The sequence below is a fragment of the Bacillus sp. 220_BSPC genome, from assembly GCF_001054655.1.
Lineage (GTDB): Bacteria > Bacillota > Bacilli > Bacillales > DSM-1321 > Peribacillus > Peribacillus frigoritolerans.
On the sequence record NZ_JVPL01000166.1, the window covers coordinates 1 to 19,284 of the forward strand.

General features: G+C 42.0%; 17 protein-coding genes. 2 read left to right on the top strand and 15 right to left on the bottom strand.

Annotated elements, in window-relative coordinates; genetic code table 11:
* Positions 1-107: 107 nt before the first annotated feature.
* Positions 108-1,438 (top strand): IS3 family transposase gene (locus ADA55_RS28425; RefSeq protein WP_226990452.1). Its coding sequence is split into 2 segments (ribosomal slippage): positions 108-480 and positions 480-1,438, totalling 1,332 coding nucleotides; the frame shifts between segments, so codons are not numbered across the junction.
* A 51-nt stretch (positions 1,439-1,489) separates the two neighbouring features.
* On the opposite strand, the gene prmC is transcribed toward ADA55_RS28425, so the two are convergent.
* From prmC to ADA55_RS11085, 11 genes are all read right to left on the bottom strand, one after another.
* Positions 1,490-2,359 carry a peptide chain release factor N(5)-glutamine methyltransferase gene (gene prmC, locus ADA55_RS11035; protein ID WP_250697570.1) on the bottom strand — a complete coding sequence of 290 codons (870 nt, stop codon included), beginning with the start codon at positions 2,357-2,359 and terminating at the stop codon, positions 1,490-1,492.
* Positions 2,352-3,422: a peptide chain release factor 1 gene (prfA, locus tag ADA55_RS11040; RefSeq protein ID WP_048683507.1), complete on the bottom strand. Its 1,071-nt coding sequence runs from the start codon at positions 3,420-3,422 to the stop codon at positions 2,352-2,354. Before prfA ends, prmC begins: the two co-directional genes overlap by 8 nt.
* A gap of 164 nt (positions 3,423-3,586) precedes the next feature.
* Positions 3,587-4,036 (bottom strand): hypothetical protein, encoded by a 450-nt coding sequence (locus ADA55_RS11045; protein WP_048683510.1) that lies wholly within the window; start codon positions 4,034-4,036, stop codon positions 3,587-3,589.
* 188 nt (positions 4,037-4,224) lie between these two features.
* Entirely contained in the window at positions 4,225-4,830 is a 606-nt protein-coding gene (locus ADA55_RS11050; RefSeq protein WP_034315845.1) for a thymidine kinase, read from the bottom strand.
* Positions 4,831-4,968: 138 nt separating this feature from the next.
* A complete protein-coding gene (gene rpmE, locus ADA55_RS11055) occupies positions 4,969-5,169 on the bottom strand; it encodes a 50S ribosomal protein L31 (RefSeq protein WP_034315847.1) in 201 nt (66 codons plus the stop codon).
* A 149-nt stretch (positions 5,170-5,318) separates the two neighbouring features.
* The gene (gene rho / locus ADA55_RS11060) at positions 5,319-6,608 is read right to left on the bottom strand and encodes a transcription termination factor Rho (RefSeq protein ID WP_034315849.1); all 1,290 of its coding nucleotides are present in this window, start codon (positions 6,606-6,608) and stop codon (positions 5,319-5,321) included.
* Positions 6,609-6,926: 318 nt separating this feature from the next.
* Positions 6,927-7,889, bottom strand: a complete 963-nt coding sequence (glpX, locus tag ADA55_RS11065; protein WP_034315852.1) for a class II fructose-bisphosphatase — start codon at positions 7,887-7,889, stop codon at positions 6,927-6,929.
* 99 nt (positions 7,890-7,988) lie between these two features.
* The gene (locus ADA55_RS11070) at positions 7,989-9,272 is read right to left on the bottom strand and encodes a UDP-N-acetylglucosamine 1-carboxyvinyltransferase (protein ID WP_048683515.1); all 1,284 of its coding nucleotides are present in this window, start codon (positions 9,270-9,272) and stop codon (positions 7,989-7,991) included.
* Between the two features lie 208 nt (positions 9,273-9,480).
* Positions 9,481-10,131, bottom strand: coding sequence for a fructose-6-phosphate aldolase (gene fsa / locus ADA55_RS11075; protein WP_034315855.1), 651 nt, complete (start codon positions 10,129-10,131; stop codon positions 9,481-9,483).
* A gap of 161 nt (positions 10,132-10,292) precedes the next feature.
* Positions 10,293-11,150, bottom strand: a complete 858-nt coding sequence (locus ADA55_RS11080) for a class II fructose-bisphosphate aldolase (RefSeq protein ID WP_048683519.1) — start codon at positions 11,148-11,150, stop codon at positions 10,293-10,295.
* A gap of 247 nt (positions 11,151-11,397) precedes the next feature.
* Positions 11,398-11,769 (bottom strand): response regulator, encoded by a 372-nt coding sequence (locus ADA55_RS11085; protein WP_034315860.1) that lies wholly within the window; start codon positions 11,767-11,769, stop codon positions 11,398-11,400.
* Between the two features lie 310 nt (positions 11,770-12,079).
* Between ADA55_RS11085 and ADA55_RS11090 the strand changes: the two genes are divergently transcribed.
* On the top strand, positions 12,080-12,610 hold the full coding sequence (locus ADA55_RS11090; RefSeq protein ID WP_048683523.1) for a DUF2529 domain-containing protein: 531 nt from the start codon (positions 12,080-12,082) through the stop codon (positions 12,608-12,610).
* Positions 12,611-12,870: 260 nt separating this feature from the next.
* On the opposite strand, the gene ADA55_RS11095 is transcribed toward ADA55_RS11090, so the two are convergent.
* The 4 genes from ADA55_RS11095 to icmF all read right to left on the bottom strand — a co-directional run bounded on the left by ADA55_RS11095 (position 12,871) and on the right by icmF (position 19,263).
* Positions 12,871-14,478, bottom strand: coding sequence for a CTP synthase (locus ADA55_RS11095; RefSeq protein ID WP_048683527.1), 1,608 nt, complete (start codon positions 14,476-14,478; stop codon positions 12,871-12,873).
* Positions 14,479-14,889: 411 nt separating this feature from the next.
* Positions 14,890-15,480, bottom strand: coding sequence for a DNA-directed RNA polymerase subunit delta (rpoE, locus tag ADA55_RS11100; RefSeq protein WP_048683530.1), 591 nt, complete (start codon positions 15,478-15,480; stop codon positions 14,890-14,892).
* A 212-nt stretch (positions 15,481-15,692) separates the two neighbouring features.
* A complete protein-coding gene (locus ADA55_RS29320; RefSeq protein WP_153246117.1) occupies positions 15,693-15,857 on the bottom strand; it encodes a hypothetical protein in 165 nt (54 codons plus the stop codon).
* A gap of 139 nt (positions 15,858-15,996) precedes the next feature.
* On the bottom strand, positions 15,997-19,263 hold the full coding sequence (gene icmF, locus ADA55_RS11105) for a fused isobutyryl-CoA mutase/GTPase IcmF (protein WP_048683533.1): 3,267 nt from the start codon (positions 19,261-19,263) through the stop codon (positions 15,997-15,999).
* Positions 19,264-19,284: the final 21 nt, after the last annotated feature.

The window sequence follows — 19,284 nt, forward strand, 5'->3', positions numbered from 1 at the left end:
TAAACTGTACCCTATAGAGTAGACACCTAAAAAAGTCTCCTATAGGGTACTTTTTTGTATAATTAAGAAACACAACGAGAAAACACAACATGGGACTGGAGAAGGTTATGAGTAAAAAGCTTTTTACAGAGAAAGAAATCAAACTACTATCATCTAATAATTATGTTAAATCTGTAAGTTCAAAAGGAATTACTTATACTGATGAATTTAAGCATATATTTATAGCGGAAAAACAGAAAGGCAAGTTCGTAAGGCAAATATTTGAAGAATTTGGGTTTGATGTAGAGGTTTTGGGGACGGAAAGAATTAAATCAGCGAGTAAGAGATGGCAAGCAGTTTACGAGAAGAACGGGATTATTGGTTTATGTGACACTAGAGCAGGAAATTCAGGGCGCCAAAAGGAAAGAAAACTTACCCTAGAGGAGAAAAATGCTCGCTTAGAAGCACAAATCAACTTACTAAAGGCAGAAAACGAACTGTTAAAAAAGATTCGTTTTGCAGAAAGGGGGATGAAGAAGTAGTTCTTCCTCCTTTCCAAAAATATATCCTAATTCGCTCCGTGATTGAAAAATATCAACTAAAACATATGGTGAAATACCTTTGTAAAATAGTCGGTGTTTCAAGAAGTGGTTATTATAATTACTTCTCAGTGAAATCACAGGAAAAAAGAATTCGAAAAGATGAAAAGGATGAGGTAGTGAAAGAAATCATCATAAAAGCATTCCATTTCAAAAATCGTAAGAAAGGGGCTCGTCAGATCAAAATGACTTTGGCGGGTCAATTTAATGTTGTCTATAATTTGAAGCGTATCCGGCGAATCATGAAGAAGTACAGCATTATATGCCCTATTCGGAAGGCAAATCCGTACAGACGAATGATGAAAGCCACTCACGAGCACCGTGTGGTGCCGAATCTTTTGAAGAGGGAATTCAAACAGGAAGTTCCAGGTAAAATACTACTGACAGATATCACATATTTGTTCTATGGCCAAGGAAAGAAAGCTTATCTATCAACGATTAAGGATGCTTCGACCAATGAAATTGTGGCTTACCATGTATCAGATCGCATTACCATGGACCTGGCTACGGAAACCCTCCTCAAGTTAAAGAAAAATCGAAGATTTCACAAAGCAAAGAATGCCTTTATCCACTCTGATCAGGGAACTCATTATACCCATCCGGACTTTCAGAAATTAGTAAAAAAACTGGGATTAGGCCAGTCGATGTCAAGGCGCGGGAACTGCTGGGATAATGCACCTCAAGAATCTTTTTTTGGCCATTTTAAAGATGAAGCCTCTATTAAAGCATGTTCAACTTTAGATGAATTAAAAAAAGAAATTAAGCAATATATGACGTATTACAATCACTACAGATACCAATGGAATTTAAAAAAGATGACTCCTGTTCAATACAGAAATCATCTTTTTCAAGCTGCCTAGGCTTTTTTTAAACTGTCCTTTACAAAGGGTACATTTCATAAGGGAGACGGATCATTTTAATTCAGCAAAGACCATTCGATCTTTTTCATTAATGTCATTTATGATGGATACTTCCGCGGCAGGAAAGGTTCGCTTCAATAAATCGGCAACCGCCGCACCCTGTCCTGCACCCACTTCAAAACCGATCAGTCCAGGCACCTTCATGACCAAAGGTAACTGTTCCATAAAGCGGCGGTAAAAATCCAGCCCATCGATACCGGCAAACAACGCACGATGTGGTTCATGACCAGTCACGACCACTGACATGGATTTATGATCATCTTCTGGTATATATGGCGGATTCGATAAAAGAATGTCCACCTTCTCGTTCATATTCATGAACGGCGAAAGCAAATCACCTTGCATGAACTCCACTTCGGCACCAAGTGATTCGGCATTTTTCCTCGCCACCTCAAGCGATGGTTCCGCTATGTCCGTGGCCGTCACCATCAGGTTTGATTTTTCAAGTTTCATCGTTATGGCAATTGCGCCGCTGCCAGTCCCAATATCAGCTAAACGGAGCTTCCGTCCCTCCATAAAAATGGCCGGGAGTTTACGTAATGTATAATAAATCAATTCTTCTGTTTCCGGTCTCGGTATGAGCACTTCTTCATTCACAAAAAAGGTCCGTCCATAAAATTCTTCACTGCCGATTATATATTGGATGGGCGTCCCCTCAGCATGCAGCTCAATAGCGTCCTTAAATTGCCCAAAATCCGCTTCACTAAGCTCATCATGGAGGTTGGCCAGCATTTGGGAGCGAGTTTGTTTTAAAAAGTGCTGTAACAGGATTTCCCCAGCATTGGCATCACGATCATTTTCCTTTAAAAAAGAAGAAGCCCATTTAAGGGCTTCAAACACTTTCACGGCAGAATTACTCATCTGCATTTTCCAGCCTTGAAGATTGGTCTTCCATGATTAATGCATCAACGACTTCATCCAGTTTACCTTCCATGATTTGATCCAGTTTTTGAATCGTTAAACCAATGCGGTGGTCGGTAACGCGGTTTTGCGGGAAGTTATAAGTGCGAATCCTTTCAGATCGATCGCCCGTTCCAACGGCCAGCTTCCTATTTTGATCATATTCCGCCTGTATTTCGCGATTGATTTTATCGAAGACCCTGGCACGCAAAACCTTCATTGCTTTTTCTTTGTTCTTGATTTGTGATTTTTCATCTTGACAGGATACAACCGTATTAGTCGGAATATGAGTCAAGCGCACCGCTGACATTGTCGTATTGACACTTTGCCCTCCAGGACCGCTTGATGCAAAGGTATCGACACGAATATCCTTATCATGGATTTCAACTTCCACTTCCTCAGCTTCAGGTAAAACGGCAACCGTGGCTGTGGATGTATGAATCCGCCCGCCTGATTCCGTTTCAGGTACTCGCTGAACGCGATGAGCTCCATTTTCGAATTTCAACTTTGAATAAGCGCCATTGCCATTAATCATGAATATGATTTCCTTGTAGCCTCCAAGACCAGTAGGATTAGCTTCAATTACTTCAGTCCGCCAGCCCTGCACCTCGGCAAAACGGCTATACATCCGGTATAGACTGCCTGCAAATAAGGCCGCCTCATCTCCGCCAGCCGCTCCGCGGATCTCCATGATTACGTTTTTATCATCGTTGGGGTCTTTCGGAATAAGCAATATTTTCAGCTTATCCTCAAGTCCTTGTATGGTCTCATCAAGTTCATTGATCTCTTCTTTTACCATTTCACGCATTTCCGCATCAAGTTTCTCCTCCAGCATCGCCTTTGCTTCCTGAAGTTGCTCACGAACCGCTTTATATTCTTTATAAGTCGATGCGGTCTCTTGAATGCTGGATTGCTCCTTGGAATATTCCCTTAGCTTCTTGGAGTCATTAATGATCTCCGGGTCACTTAATAGTTCATTCAATCTTTCATATCTATCTTCTACTGCTTGCAAACGATCAAACAAATTATTCACCTCATAAATTTTCCAAAACATCTGAAACGAATTGGAAGTAATCCATCTTTTATTACTATAAATAAGTAGCTCAGTGCCCCAGCTCAGTTCACTTCTAGGTTAATTATAGTATAGGTGAATAATCAACGTCAAAGAGATTCAAAAATGTCGTGCCGTTACTTGTTTAATTCGACATCTACATTATATTGAGGCACAACCCTGTTTATCATGCCTTGTATTCGCTGCATTTCCTTATTTCTTTCTTTTTCGGTCTTGATTTTGCCTTTATCATGGACCGTAACGTGTATGGTATTTCCATTAAACCAAACGGAACCGGCCTCATAATCAGTTTCCGATTCGATCACCCCGCGGATTTCATCAATTTGCTGCCCCATGGATGGAGAATTATTGGATGTATGATGCGGTGTGTTGAGAACCTGATCTGATGGTCGTTCCGCTTCATTATCCCAATCATTATTGGATACTTGATTTAAACCATTGCCAACCCTGCCATCCCGGGATTGATCCCCATATTCCGAATCATTATTTATTGCATTGTCATTTTGACCGCATGCCGTTAGTGAAGCAAGCAAAAAGGCCGTCATAATAAGCAGTTTTGATTTCATATTTTTTCCCTCCATTTTGACTGGTTAAGAAGAACATTTCCTCGTTAGCCTACCCAAAATGGGGCAATATTTATCTTTTATTTCCCTTCCATGTATTGGTCAGGCCACCTAATAACTCGATAGTCTTTTCCACTTTTCCGCATAAAAAAAGCACCCAGTGATCTCATTGGATCATAGGGCACCATCATTCAAATATGTTCTTTAATCCCGACAGCCTGCTTACCCGGAACTTCGTGATGATGGCGGCAGCGGGGCTCGTACGATTCCGATGCACCCACAAGGATGATCGGCTCATCATAGGAGGCCGGCTCTCCATCTATCAAGCGCTGTGTCCTGCTCGCAGGTGATCCGCATACTTCACACACTGCCTGCAGCTTAGTCACCGATTCTGCAAGCGATAATAGAACAGGCATAGGACCGAATGGTTCACCTCTGAAATCTTGATCGAGTCCAGCCATAATCACTCGATAACCGCTGTCCGCAAGATGCTGGGCAACCCCGATAATTTCATGATCAAAAAATTGCACTTCATCTATTGCAATGATATCCAGGGGCTTGTCCAAATACTTAAAAATATCCGTTGAATGGGCAATCGGTTTTGCCATCACAGAAGAGCCATTGTGTGATACGACAGCCTCTTCCGCATAGCGATTATCAATAGCTGGTTTAAATACAGCTATCTGCTCTTTAGCAAATTGAGCACGGCTGACTCGTTTAATCAATTCTTCAGATTTACCTGAAAACATGCTTCCGCAAATAAGCTCGATCCAGCCTGTTTGTTTCATTACATACATGGAAACAGCTACTCCCTTCCACCTGTCGATCCATTGGCCATAATTGAAGTCGACCTGGCTTTGTATAAATTCTTACTTGTTTATGGAAAAGAAAAAACAGGCAAGAAAAATACTTGCCTGTTTTTTAAAAAGTCCGGCTTATTTAATACCGTATTTTTTGTTGAAACGATCAACACGTCCGCCAGCTTCAGCGAATTTTTGACGACCAGTATAGAATGGATGGCACTCTGAACAAGTCTCAACTTTGATCTCTTCTTTAACTGAACCAGTTTCAAAAGTGTTTCCGCAAGAGCAAATTACTTTTGAAAGCTTATAATTTGGATGAATTCCAGTTTTCATTCTTTTCAGCTCCTTATGCCCTGAATCATTCGAAACAGAGTTATATACTTCAAGTTGAGGGAAAAGCACCCTCACATTTATTGTAAAAACACATGAACTCATTATAACAACTTAAAACTAGTTGTGCAACTGTTTGTTTCTTACAGGGTTTAAGAACGTTTTACGCTCGCTGGACCCTTTTTCATTTCTGACATCTCTTCATCCAGCTTACTGAAAAATTCTTCATTGCCTTTTGTCTGTTTTAGACGGCGAAGGAATTTCTCCGAGAAATCAGGCGAATCTGACATCGTTTTCCTAATGGCCCATAGTTTATCCAGGCGATCTTTCGGAATTAGCAATTCTTCTTTACGTGTACCTGAGCGACGAATATCGATTGCCGGGAAGATCCGTCTTTCGGCAAGGGCACGATCTAGATGCAGCTCCATATTGCCCGTACCTTTAAATTCTTCATAAATGACATCGTCCATTCTTGAACCAGTATCTACCAAGGCTGTAGCAAGGATCGTCAGGCTGCCGCCTTCCTCGATATTCCTCGCCGCACCGAAAAAGCGTTTCGGACGATGGAATGCAGCAGGGTCAATCCCCCCTGATAGTGTACGCCCGCTCGGCGGAATGACAAGGTTGTAAGCGCGGGCTAGGCGAGTGATGCTGTCCATTAAAATGATGACATCCCGTTTATGCTCCACAAGTCGCATGGCTCGTTCTAACACCAGCTCAGCCACCTTGATATGGTTTTCCGGCACTTCATCGAAAGTTGAACTTACCACGTCTCCTGCGACGGAACGTTCAATGTCTGTCACTTCTTCCGGGCGTTCATCGATCAACAGCACAATCAATTCCGATTCGGGATGGTTTGTGGTTATCGCATTGGCAATTTCCTTGATTAGCATCGTTTTACCGGCTTTTGGAGGTGCAACAATCAGACCACGCTGTCCGAAACCGACCGGTGCCAGGACATCCATAATCCTGGTCGATAAGTTCTTCGGTGTCGTTTCCAGTTTAATTTGCCTGTTAGGATACAGCGGTGTTAAACCTGGAAAGTGGACACGCTCTTTAGCTGATTCCGGATTATCGCCATTGACCGCTTCAACATGCAGCAATCCATAATAGCGCTCGTTTTCTTTTGGAGGCCTTACCTTACCGGACACTTTATCTCCATTTCGCAAATCGAATCTGCGAATCTGTGAAGCCGAAATATAAATATCCTCCGAGCTTGGAGAATAATTAATTGGACGCAGGAAACCGAAGCCCTCGGAAGGGATGATCTCTAAAACGCCCTCCATGAATAGGAGACCATCCTGCTCAGCTTGCGCTTTCAGGATAGCGAAAATAAGTTCCTTTTTGGAAAGTTTGCTGTAATAGGAAACTTTATATTCACGAGCGTGCTCATAGAGATCCTTAAGTTTCATGTTTTCTAAATTAGAAATAGTTAAATTCATTATGACACCACACTTTTATTAATTAAACGTTTTCACCCATACTGAAAAAGAATTGGTTTGTTAGATGGAAGAAAAACCGCAATCCATGTACCCGACCAGAGTTTTCTTAGAAAGGATGATACATTTTTACATGTAAAGAAGAAAATTATTTGAAGGCTTCTTGAAGTTTGGAGTGAAAGGGCAGATTTTAAATTATTAATAGTAGACCAAGCTTTATTTTACTTTTTTTATTTTAATTATTCAACTTAAATTTTTTTAAAGAGAAAGCGAGCGATGAAACCGCTCGCTTTTTAAAAGTGATTTTTCTAAAAAACGCTATCAGTCAATCAAACCATTCGGTTTAATCTTAAGACTGTGACGCCCATCAATGAATCGAACGGTACCAGATTTAGCACGCATGACTACGGATTGCGTTTCGCCGTAATGCCCTTTAAATTGTACACCGCGTAAAAGTTCTCCGTCAGTCACACCTGTTGCAGCAAAAATTGCGTCATCTCCGCGAACAAGATCTTCCATTCTGAGGACTTTTCCTAATTCAAGGCCCATTTTCCCACACCGTTCCACTTCTTCATCAGTATGAGGAACGAGCTTACCTTGAATTTCCCCTCCAAGGCATTTCAAGGCAACGGCTGCAATGACTCCCTCTGGAGCTCCGCCAGATCCGAATAAGATGTCAACACCGGTAAGATCGAAGGCCGTATTTATCGCTCCTGCGACATCTCCATCGTTGATCAATTTGATACGTGCCCCTGCCTCACGAAGTTCATGAATGATCTTCGAATGACGATCGCGGTTCAATACTGTTGCAACCACGTCTTGGATATCTTTATTTTTTGCCTTGGCTACCGCTTTCAGGTTGTCCAACACGGAAGCATTGATATCAATCTGACCAACCGCCTCGGGTCCGACAGCTATTTTATCCATATACATATCCGGGGCATGAAGCAAGTTCCCCTTATCGGCTATCGCCAATACAGCCAATGCATTCCAGCCGCCAGATGCAACGATGTTCGTTCCTTCTAATGGATCAACCGCAACATCCACTAGCGGCCCAAGACCAGTGCCAAGTTTTTCGCCAATATAAAGCATTGGCGCCTCATCCATTTCCCCTTCACCGATTACAACCGTTCCTTGCATGGGAATGGTATTGAAAACATCCCGCATCGCAGTTGTTGCTGCATCATCCGCTTCGTCTTTCTTTCCTCTTCCCATCCAACGAGCTGAATTTAGGGCCGCCGCCTCTGTTACGCGGACTAGCTCCATCGATAAACTTCTTTCCATTTCCGGTTCCCCCTCATGTACACTAGCATGATTTATTTATATATTAGTATAACACATTATATCATATATAGTAACACAATGAGGTAACAAGAAAAGGGATCAGCTTTTAAGCTGCTCCACTTCTTCTTGCGTCATTTCTTCACGCCAAATCGTCGCTCCCAAACCTGAAAGTTTTTCAACAAGATGGCTATATCCGCGATCTATATGTTCAAGCCCGGTCACTTCTGTAATCCCTTCAGCCATTAAACCGGCAATTACCAGAGCTGCTCCGGCACGTAAATCGCTTGCCTTCACTTTTGCCCCGTGAAGTTGGACAGGACCATCGACGATGCCTGCTCTGCCCTCGACTTTGATCTTCGCATTCATGCGTCGCAGTTCATCAATATGCTTAAATCGTGCCCCGTATATCGTATCGGTCACCATGCTAGAACCGCTTGCTTTTGTTAAAAGGGAAGTGAAAGGTTGCTGAAGATCTGTTGGGAATCCAGGGTAAACCAACGTCTTGATATCAACGGATTTATAATTTTCTCCCGGTGAGACAAATATCTGGTCATCACCCGCTTCAATATTAATCCCCATTTCCCTTAATTTGGAAGTCAATGACTCCAAATGCTGGGGAATGACATTATCGATCAGAATCCCTTCACCGACAGCAGCGGCTAAAATCATGAAAGTACCGGCTTCAATCCGATCCGGTATGATCGTATGCTTGCAACCATGCAAACTTTCCACACCATCAATACGAATGATATCCGTTCCAGCACCCTTGATTTTTGCTCCCATATTGGTCAACAATGTGGCGACATCGATGATTTCCGGTTCTTTCGCAGCGTTTTCAATCACAGTGCGGCCTTTGGCCAAAACAGCGGCAAGCATGATGTTGATCGTTGCCCCTACACTAACGACATCCAAATATATGCGTGCTCCCCGGAGCTCGTCCGCCCTAAGGTAAATGGCTCCTTGTTCATTCGTCACTTGTGCGCCAAGTGCTTCGAACCCCTTAATATGCTGATCTATCGGACGGGGTCCCAAATGGCAGCCTCCAGGCAAGCCGATCACTGCCTTTTTGAATTTACCAAGCATTGCCCCCATTAAATAATACGAAGCACGTAACTTCTTGACCCTGCCATTCGGAAGAGGCATTGAAATCATCCTGCTGGGGTTGACTGTCATCTGCCCTTCATCAAAGGACACCTCACCGCCGATTTCCTCCATTAACTCTTTCAGCATCTGTACATCCGAGATATCCGGCAGGCCTTCAATCGTTACGGGAGAGTCCGCTAAAATTGTTGCCGGAATAAGGGCAACCGCACTATTTTTTGCTCCGCTGACACGAATGCTTCCCTTCAGAGGATAGCCACCGGCAATTTTAAGTTTTTCCATAATATACTCCCTTCCACGCTAAGCACTTAGAAGCTACTTCCAAAAAGTAATATTTTACCACAAGAAAATTGCATAATCCGACAACATTTACTATCTAGTTCTTTAGTTTACACAAAAGTAGAAAATTCATGTAAAAAAAGATAAAAATTTCTAATTTATGTTAATTTTATTAAAACAGTGCAATCTATAGCGACTTAGCGGCAAGGCATTATGCTTCTGTACGTGAATTCCAATCATTCAAGAAAGCTTCAATCCCTTTATCCGTTAATGGGTGGTGGAATAATTGCATTAAAACTTTATAAGGGATCGTTGCAATATGTGCTCCTTTAAGAGCCGCTTCTGTAATATGCATCGGATGGCGGATGGAAGCTGCAATGATCTCAGCATTGATATCATGGATTGCAAATATGTCAGCAATATCCGAAATTAAATCCAAACCATTTTGGCCGATATCGTCCAAGCGTCCTAAAAATGGCGATACATAAGTTGCTCCTGCCCTAGCTGCCAATAATGCTTGGTTGGCACTGAAAATAAGCGTGACATTTGTTTTGACACCTTGTTTTGTAAGTGCTGAAACAGCCTTCAAGCCATCTGGAGTCATTGGCACTTTGATCGTGATATTAGGTGCAATCGCAACAAGCTCCTTGGCTTCTGCCATCATTCCTTCAAAATCAAGCGCAATGACTTCAGCAGAAACGGATTCCTTAACAAGGCTTGTGATTTCTTTTAGCCGGTCATGGAAAGAAACTCCCTTTTCCCTGGCAACAAGTGATGGGTTAGTCGTAACACCTGCTAGTACGCCAAGTTCGTGCGCTTGTTTGATTTCTTCCATATTTGCTGTATCTATAAAGAATTTCATAAAATATCCTCCGTATGTAATCGATTTTTTATTTCTCTATTGAATTCTAATTGTTCGAAAAATAGAGATCGGATTAAGCCTGCATCTAAAAGAAACCATTAGGGGGGAGCCCCCCAATGGGAATATTGCCTTACATTTAAAGGGATGGAACCCTTTTGAAATTATGCTTTGCCGTTTGAACCGAATTCACGAATTTTGCCGATGACCGTTTCTTTGATGGCTTCACGGCCAGGAACCATGTATTTACGAGGATCGTACACTTCAGAATCGTTATTCAGGATTTCACGAACCGCTTTTGTGAACACAATTTGATTTTCCGTATTCACATTGATTTTTGATGTTCCAAGAGAAATCGCTTTTTGGATATCTTTCGTAGGGATGCCTGTACCGCCATGAAGAACAAGAGGTTTGTTCGTTAAATCCCGTACTTCTTCCATTTCTTTATAGCCTAGGTTAGGTTCACCTTTGTATGGTCCGTGAACGGATCCCAAAGCTGGAGCAAAACAGTCGACATTCGTTTCTTTAACCAACTGTTCACATTCTTGAGGGTCTGCATATACGACTCCATCAGCGATTATATCATCTTCTTGTCCGCCAACCGTGCCCACTTCCGCTTCAACCGAAACATTCCGTGCATGAGCGAATTCGACAACCTTCTTGGTTGTTTCGATATTTTCTTCAATTGGATGATGTGAAGCATCGATCATTACTGAAGTGAATCCCGCTTCGATGGCTTCCTTACATTTATCATAACTTGAACCATGGTCAAGGTGAATGGCCACAGGAACAGTGATTTTCATGTCTTCCAACAAACCTTGAACCATCATGACAGTTGTTTTAAAACCACCCATATGACGGGCAGCACCTTCGGAAACACCAAGGATGACTGGAGATTTTTCTTGTTCAGCAGCAGCTAGGATAGCTTGAGTCCATTCAAGGTTATTGATATTGAATTGACCTACTGCATATTTTTCATCAAGGGCTTTATTCAGCATATCTTTCATAGAAACTAAAGGCATTTGATTTCCTCCTACTAGTGGATGTTTATTTTTAAAGTTAATTCTTTCTAGATATTCCCTAAAACCAAAGTAGCATACGCTTTATAAATCAGAATATCTCTCCTCTTTTAGCATATCAATACATCAAAAAAACAGCAACAATTACAACTGTACCATGTCTCAAATTTTATTCCAAAAAAACACGGCCCATCTAAAAAAAGATAGCCGCGGCAATTTCCCCGTCAATAATATTAAATTTTCAAGACCGTTAACTCGATTGAATCGGCAAGTATTCACGAACGGCTTTTCTAATATCATCAATATCAAACGGCTTTGCAAAGTGTGTCATTGCCCCTAAATCCTTTGCTTCTTGAATCATATCAAGTTCACCATATGCCGTCATGATTATGACCCGGATGTCCGGATCGACGACTTTCATCCTTTTCAAGATCTCAATGCCATCCATTCCCGGAATTTTCATATCCAGCAATACAAGATCGGGTGAATGATTATTTAGCACTTCCAAGGCTTGAATGCCATTAGCTGCTTGAAATGTTTCATACCCTTCTTTATGTAACACCTCGTTCAATAAAATACGAATCCCGAATTGATCATCAACAATCAATATTTTCCCTGGCATTTTATCACCTCTCCCCTTCCCGATTCATCCATTAAATATATTAGCCTATTCGGCCTATTACCCGAAAAAGGGTAGTTACATAGATTGCGTTAAATTACTTGAGCAACGCATTTATTCATTCATGATATCTATGTTCATATTCGATAATTGTAACAAAATTCCTGCTGTATGGCTAAAAGGAATTTTAATTTTTTTGTTTTTTCGACCGATTTAGTCAATTCAGCCCTTTGGACCAAAAACCCTGAAACCTGTCAATGCAAAGGAAAGTCCTTTATAATAAGTATATTATTTTTTAAAGGAGTCCCTGATCATGTTAAAAATTTTCTCGACACAGATAAGCGGTTTATTTAAAAAAATGATTGAAAATGAAGCCTTTGAAATGGAGGATGCCGGACGCCTGCTGGCTCAGGCTGTGGTTGGGGACGGTTCTGTGTTCATTCACGGTTTTGGTGAAATGCAGGGCGTCACTGCCGAGGCATTGAATGGGGAAGAACCCTTTCCTAAGGCAAAAAGCTATGATTTAAGTGAAACAATTTCCAAGGAAGATCGATTTCTTATATTCAGCCGCCATTCGGACGATTCAGAAGCATTGATGCTGGCAAGACAACTCAAGGAAAAGGATATCCCATTTGTTGCGGTTTCTACATCCGTCCCTTCCGAAGAAGATTCTCTTTTGGAGTTGGCTGACGTACATATTGATTTACGCATCCAACGGGGATTGATTCCCGATGAAACCGGAAATCGATATGGGTACCCTACCCTCCTTACCGCTCTTTTCGCTTATCATGGAATTAAATTCACTCTTGAAGAAATCATAAAAGAATATGAAGATGAAGAATGATGAATTCATCTAAAAAAGGTTCGGAAAAATATATCTTTCATCAAATGATGTTCCCGAACCCACTGACCACTCTCTAAATGTTAAAACAAACTTGATTGGAGCGGGTGTGCGGGACTCATGCGGGAAAGCGCGTCTAAGAGGTGCTTGGAGTGGCCATCAACCTCCCAAAGTACAAACCACAAAAAAAACTGTAGGCAAACTCGATTTTCTTCAAGTTTGCCTACAGTCTGAAACAGCCACAGGGGCTGTTTTTTTGTTTATTAACGATTTTCGCCGTTCTTTAATGACATACCGACAAAGTCGCGGAATAGCGGCTGTGGACGGTTAGGACGTGACGTGAATTCCGGATGGAATTGGGAAGCCACAAACCAAGGATGATCTTTCAGTTCAATGATTTCGACTAGACGGCCATCTGGACTTGTACCGGAGAACACGAATCCTGCCTCTTCCATAGCTTGACGGTAGTGGTTATTGAATTCATAACGGTGACGGTGACGTTCATAAACAACCTCGTCATTATAAGCTTCGTATGCTTTAGTACCTTCGATAAGCTTACATGGATACAGACCAAGACGCAGTGTTCCGCCCAAATCTTCTACATCCTTCTGCTCAGGAAGAAGATCGATGATTGGATCAGGAGTATCCTCCTTAATTTCAGCTGAATGTGCTTCTGGCAATCCCAGGACGTTGCGTGCATACTCAATGGACGCCAACTGCATGCCTAAGCAAATTCCGAAGAAAGGTTTTTTTGTCGTGCGGGCAAATTCAGTCGCTGCAATTTTCCCTTCGATTCCACGATCTCCAAAACCTCCAGGTACAAGGATTCCATCTGCATCTTGAAGAAGTTCTGCAACATTTTCTTTAGTTACATCTTCGGAATTCACCCAGTCGATTTCAACATCTGCATCAAATGCGTAACCAGCATGCTTAAGTGCTTCCACTACAGAAAGATAAGCATCTTGCAATTCAACATATTTTCCGACTAAGGCGATTTTCGTTTTCTTTGATAAAGAAGTAACCTTTTTGACTAGTTCCTTCCAATCTTCCATATCCGCTTCGCCACAGTCCAATTGCAAGTGATCACAAACGATTTGGTCCATATTTTGTGCTTGAAGCGCTAGAGGGATCGAGTAAAGTGTATCCGCATCAAGACATTCGATAACAGAATTTTTATCGATATCGCAGAATAAAGCGATTTTATCCTTCATATCTTGTGAAATCGGGCTTTCTGTACGTGCAACGATGATATTTGGCTGAATGCCAAGACTGCGTAATTCTTTTACACTATGCTGTGTCGGTTTTGTTTTCATTTCACCTGCAGCTTTGATGTAAGGAACCAATGTACAGTGGATATACATAACATTATTGATGCCGATATCACTCTTGATTTGGCGAATCGCTTCAAGGAATGGAAGAGACTCGATATCCCCTACAGTACCGCCAATTTCAGTGATGACTATGTCGGCATTCGTTTCATTGCCTGAACGGAAAACCCGTTCTTTAATTTCATTCGTGATATGGGGAATGACTTGAACCGTTCCACCTAGATAATCTCCGCGGCGTTCTTTTCTCAGGACGGTTGAATAAATTCTGCCTGTAGTCACATTGCTGTGTTTACCAAGGTTGATATCGATGAAACGCTCATAGTGCCCCAAATCCAAATCCGTTTCAGCACCATCATCCGTTACAAACACTTCACCATGTTGATATGGACTCATCGTACCAGGATCCAAGTTGATATAAGGGTCAAACTTCTGGATCGTAACATTCAATCCCCTATTTTTTAATAATCTTCCTAAAGAAGCGGCCGTAATCCCTTTTCCCAAGGAAGAAACTACTCCACCTGTCACAAAAATATATTTTGTCATCTTATATCCTCCTAATAGAATGATTTCTTCCAATTCAGTTCTTCCCATCATTAGATCGGAACCTGAATCAAATCTTCCGCCAAAAGGGCGGTTAAAAGCTAAAAACCGTAACCAGTACAAACCATTAATCACTTAAAGGTCTTTAGTGAGAGTCATGCAGGATACATGAACAAGAATAAATTTCCTTAAATGACAGTTAACATAAATATGTTCTCTATAGTTTTTACAATTCTACGAGAAATCATTTTTAAAAATAAAAAAATGATGTCATTTATTCATTCCATCATTAAAAACAAAAACGCTCCGCTTACAAAAAAGTAAGGGAGCGATATAATTTAATCATTGTGTCCTTTTTTAAGGAGCCCAAAAATGATTCTACAAATTTCGCCTTAAAAAGTCAAGGGCGATTATTTATTTCTCATCCTCTTCATTCAAGTCATCCAAGTCATCTTCGTCTTCATCTTCGTCCTCATCATCTTCCAGGACAAATGCATCATCTTCGATTATTTCTTCTTCCAGATCGTCGTCATCATCCACGTCATCATCCAAAAGCACTTCGTCGATGACTGGAGTACCTAGAATATCATCATCGTCGTCATCTTCATCCTCGTCCAGATCATCGATATCTTCTTCAAAGTCAAGGTCTTCGTCTTCAAGTTCATCGAAATCATCGATGACGACAGCAGCCTTTTTGGCTTTCTTTTTCTTTTTAGGTTTTACAACATGTACGACTTCTTCCTCGATTTGGTCAACCGGGTACCAAGTTTTCAATCCCCAGCGGTTGTCTCCAAGTGAAGTGAAACGGCCATCCACATTTAAATCCGTATAGAATTGGGCAATTTTCTTTTCCACTTCCGCTTTGGATAAATGGTGCAGCGAAGCTAATTCACTAATTAAGTCTTTAAATGGAATCGGTTCATTTCTTTCAACTAACAAATCATATGCCATCTCTATTAAGGACATTTCCAATAATTGCTCTTTTGAGTATTGTTTTAAACTCAAATTCCGCACTTCCCTTCTCTATTCAAACACTGAATTCCGTGTTTTTTCACATAAAAAAATAATCTAAAACAGTAGTTCGATAAAATAACGACAATTCCTGCTAGACATATACTCCATTATAAACAATCTAAATGGGTTTATGCTAGTTCTATATGATACTTTCACAGATTTACCTTATTGTCTATCATTCACAGGAAACCAAAAGCTAAAGATCATTCCTTTTTTTTCTTTTTCGATTTCTGACGATAGGCTGCCGTAAAAAAGACAACAGTCAGGATAAAAAAAGAAATGGCACCCAGTTGATGCTCATACAGCTCAAATAAAAAAATGATGGCAAGAATGTAACCTATGATCAACCCAATCATTTTCAGGTTCATTTTCTCAACTCCAATAGGGCTGATTCTTCATTTTTGCCCCTTTTCCAAATAATTATAAGGTAAAATCTTCATTTTGTTAAAAAAGACGGGAATTATTAAAAAAAAGGGCCCCTAAACGTTCGGAGCCCCCTTCTTTAGTTTACATATTTCTTCGGTATTGACCGCCGACATCATATAACGCCCTCGTTATCTGACCCAGACTGGCCACCCTCACGCAGTTCATGAGCTCAGCAAAGATATTTTCCCCATTCATGGCTGCCAATTTCAGTTTAGTTAACGCTTCATCCGTGAACTCCTTATTTCTTTCCTGGAATGCCCGGAGATTTATGATTTGCCCTTCCTTTTCTTCCTTGGTTGCACGGGCAATTTCCATGCTGTTCACCGCTTCTTCGGAAGGAGGATTTGGATTCAAATACGTATTGACACCGATGATCGGCAATTCTCCCGTATGCTTTTTCATTTCGTAATGCATCGATTCATCCTGGATTTTCCCGCGCTGATACTGCGTCTCCATTGCACCCAGCACACCGCCTCGATCATTGATGCGATCGAACTCCTGCAGGACGGCCTCTTCGACCAGATCCGTCAATTCCTCCACGATGAAGGCACCTTGCATCGGGTTTTCATTTTTTGAGAGACCATGTTCCTTCGTAATGATCATTTGGATGGCCATTGCCCGGCGAACGGATTCTTCAGTAGGCGTCGTGATGGCTTCATCATACGCATTAGTATGCAGGGAATTACAGTTGTCCTGCAGTGCCATTAAAGCTTGAAGTGTCGTTCTGATATCATTAAAATCAATTTCTTGGGCATGAAGCGAGCGCCCGGAGGTCTGTATATGATATTTGAGCTTCTGGCTGCGGTCGTTCGCACCATATTTATCCCGCATGACTGTCGCCCAGATCCTTCTTGCCACCCTCCCGATCACCGTATATTCCGGGTCGAGCCCATTTGAGAAGAAGAACGACAAATTCGGGGCAAAGTCATCAATATTCATTCCGCGGCTTAAATAATATTCGATGTAAGTAAAGCCATTCGCTAATGTAAAAGCCAGCTGTGAAATTGGGTTGGCACCCGCTTCTGCAATGTGATAGCCAGAAATGGATACAGAGTAATAGTTCCTGACTTTGCGATCGATGAAATAGGCTTGAATGTCGCCCATTAACCTTAAAGCAAATTCCGTAGAGAAGATGCATGTATTCTGGCCTTGGTCCTCTTTCAGAATATCCGCCTGAACAGTACCGCGTACCGTCTGAAGCGTATAAGCCTGCACTTCTTCAGCTTCGGCATCTGTAAGGGGACGGCCTAGCTCTTCTTCTTTCCGTTGAATCTGCTGATCGACTGCCGTATTCATATACATGGCCAAAATGATTGGTGCCGGTCCATTGATGGTCATGGATACAGAGGTTGAGGGGTGGCAAAGATCAAAACCTGCATACAGCTTTTTCATGTCATCCAACGTGCAGATGCTGACTCCGCTTTCCCCTACCTTTCCATAGATATCAGGCCGGTGATCAGGGTCCTCGCCATATAAAGTTACAGAGTCGAAAGCCGTGCTAAGCCGTTTAGCAGTATCATCCTTTGATAAATAATGAAAACGCCTGTTGGTACGGTCGGGCGATCCTTCACCGGCAAATTGCCGCTTCGGGTCTTCCCCTTCACGCTTGAACGGAAAAACTCCCGCTGTGTAAGGAAAGAAGCCCGGAACGTTCTCACGGAATACCCATCCCAAAATCTCTCCATAATCCACATATTTCGGCAGTGATACTCTCGGGATCATTAAACCTGATAAACTTTTCGTTTTCAGCTTTGTGACGATTTCTTTATCCCTGACTTTCGTTACAAACTGCTCTCCTGCATACTTTTCTTTTAAATCCATCCATCCAGAAAGGATTTTTTTAGATTCAGGTGATAAATTCGAAGCGGTTTCCTTTTTCAGTTTTTCTAAAGAAGCCACCATATCGCCGTCGTTATCATGTTCCTTAACTGCATCAATGGCTCCTTCAAGCTGGAAAAGCCTCCGGGCAATACGCACTTGTTCAGCGGCACGCTTATGATACGATCTGACCGTATCACTGATTTCACGTAAATAATACCGGCGGTCAGTGGGAATGATGACATTTTGTTTGTAAACATCCGCTTCTTTCGAAAAGGCCGTACTCCAAGCCGTTCCTGATTTTTCATTAAGCCTTTCAATCAGTGCGGCAAATAATGCATTGGTGCCTGGGTCATTGAATTGGGAAGCGATTGTACCGTATACTGGCATTTCAGATGGATCTTGATCAAAAAGCGTACGGCTTCTTTGGTATTGCTTTTGAACTTGGTTTTTTGCATCCTCGGAACCTTTGCGCTCGTATTTGTTAATGACTATCAAGTCTGCATAATCAATCATATCGATTTTTTCAAGTTGCGAAGGAGCACCGAATTCACTCGTCATTACATACATGGAAACATCGCATATTTCGGCAATTTCTGCATCACCCTGACCGATCCCGCTCGTTTCAACGATGATTAAATCGAAGCCTGCTGCCTTCACGACGGAAATGGCATCCTTTATCGCCAAAGACAGCTCACTTTTTGAATGGCGCGTGGCTAGGCTCCGCATATAAACACGATCTGAAAAGATCGAGTTCATTCTGATCCTGTCACCAAGAAGGGCACCGCCCGTTTTCTGTTTGGTCGGGTCTACAGATAGAATGGCGACTCTCTCGTCCGGAATTTCGTTAATGAACCTTCGTATCAATTCATCAGTCAATGAACTTTTTCCAGCTCCGCCAGTCCCCGTGATTCCCAGAACAGGAACCTTCTTTTCGGAAGTCTTGATCTGCTCAAAAAGACTCTCCACCGCTGCCGCTGATTCCTGTGAAACATCGAGTCTATTTTCGGCAAAGGTAATGAATTGGGCAATGGCATTCGTTCCCCCGGCAATCAATTCATCAAAACGTTCCTGTAAAGATGGTTTGACTGTCGAGAAATCACACTCCTCCATCAAAACGTTTATCATTCCTTGAAGCCCATATTCCCTCCCTTCATCAGGCGAAAAGATACGGGCAATTCCATAATCATGGAGTTCTTTAATTTCCCTAGGGATGATGACCCCGCCACCGCCGGCAAAAATCCGAATGTGCCCGGCTCCCTTTTCCATCAGCAGGTCATACATATATTTAAAATATTCCACATGTCCGCCTTGGTAAGATGACATGGCTATGCCTTGGACATCTTCCTGGATGGCCGCATTCACGATTTCTTCCACCGAACGATTATGACCTAGGTGAATAACTTCCGCCCCGCTGGACTGAAGGATTCTCCTCATTATATTGATGGATGCATCATGTCCATCAAATAAACTCGAAGCTGTAACGAATCTAATATGGTTCTTCGGTTTATACACCTCAACTGTACTCATGTAGCTCCCCCTTATTGAAAC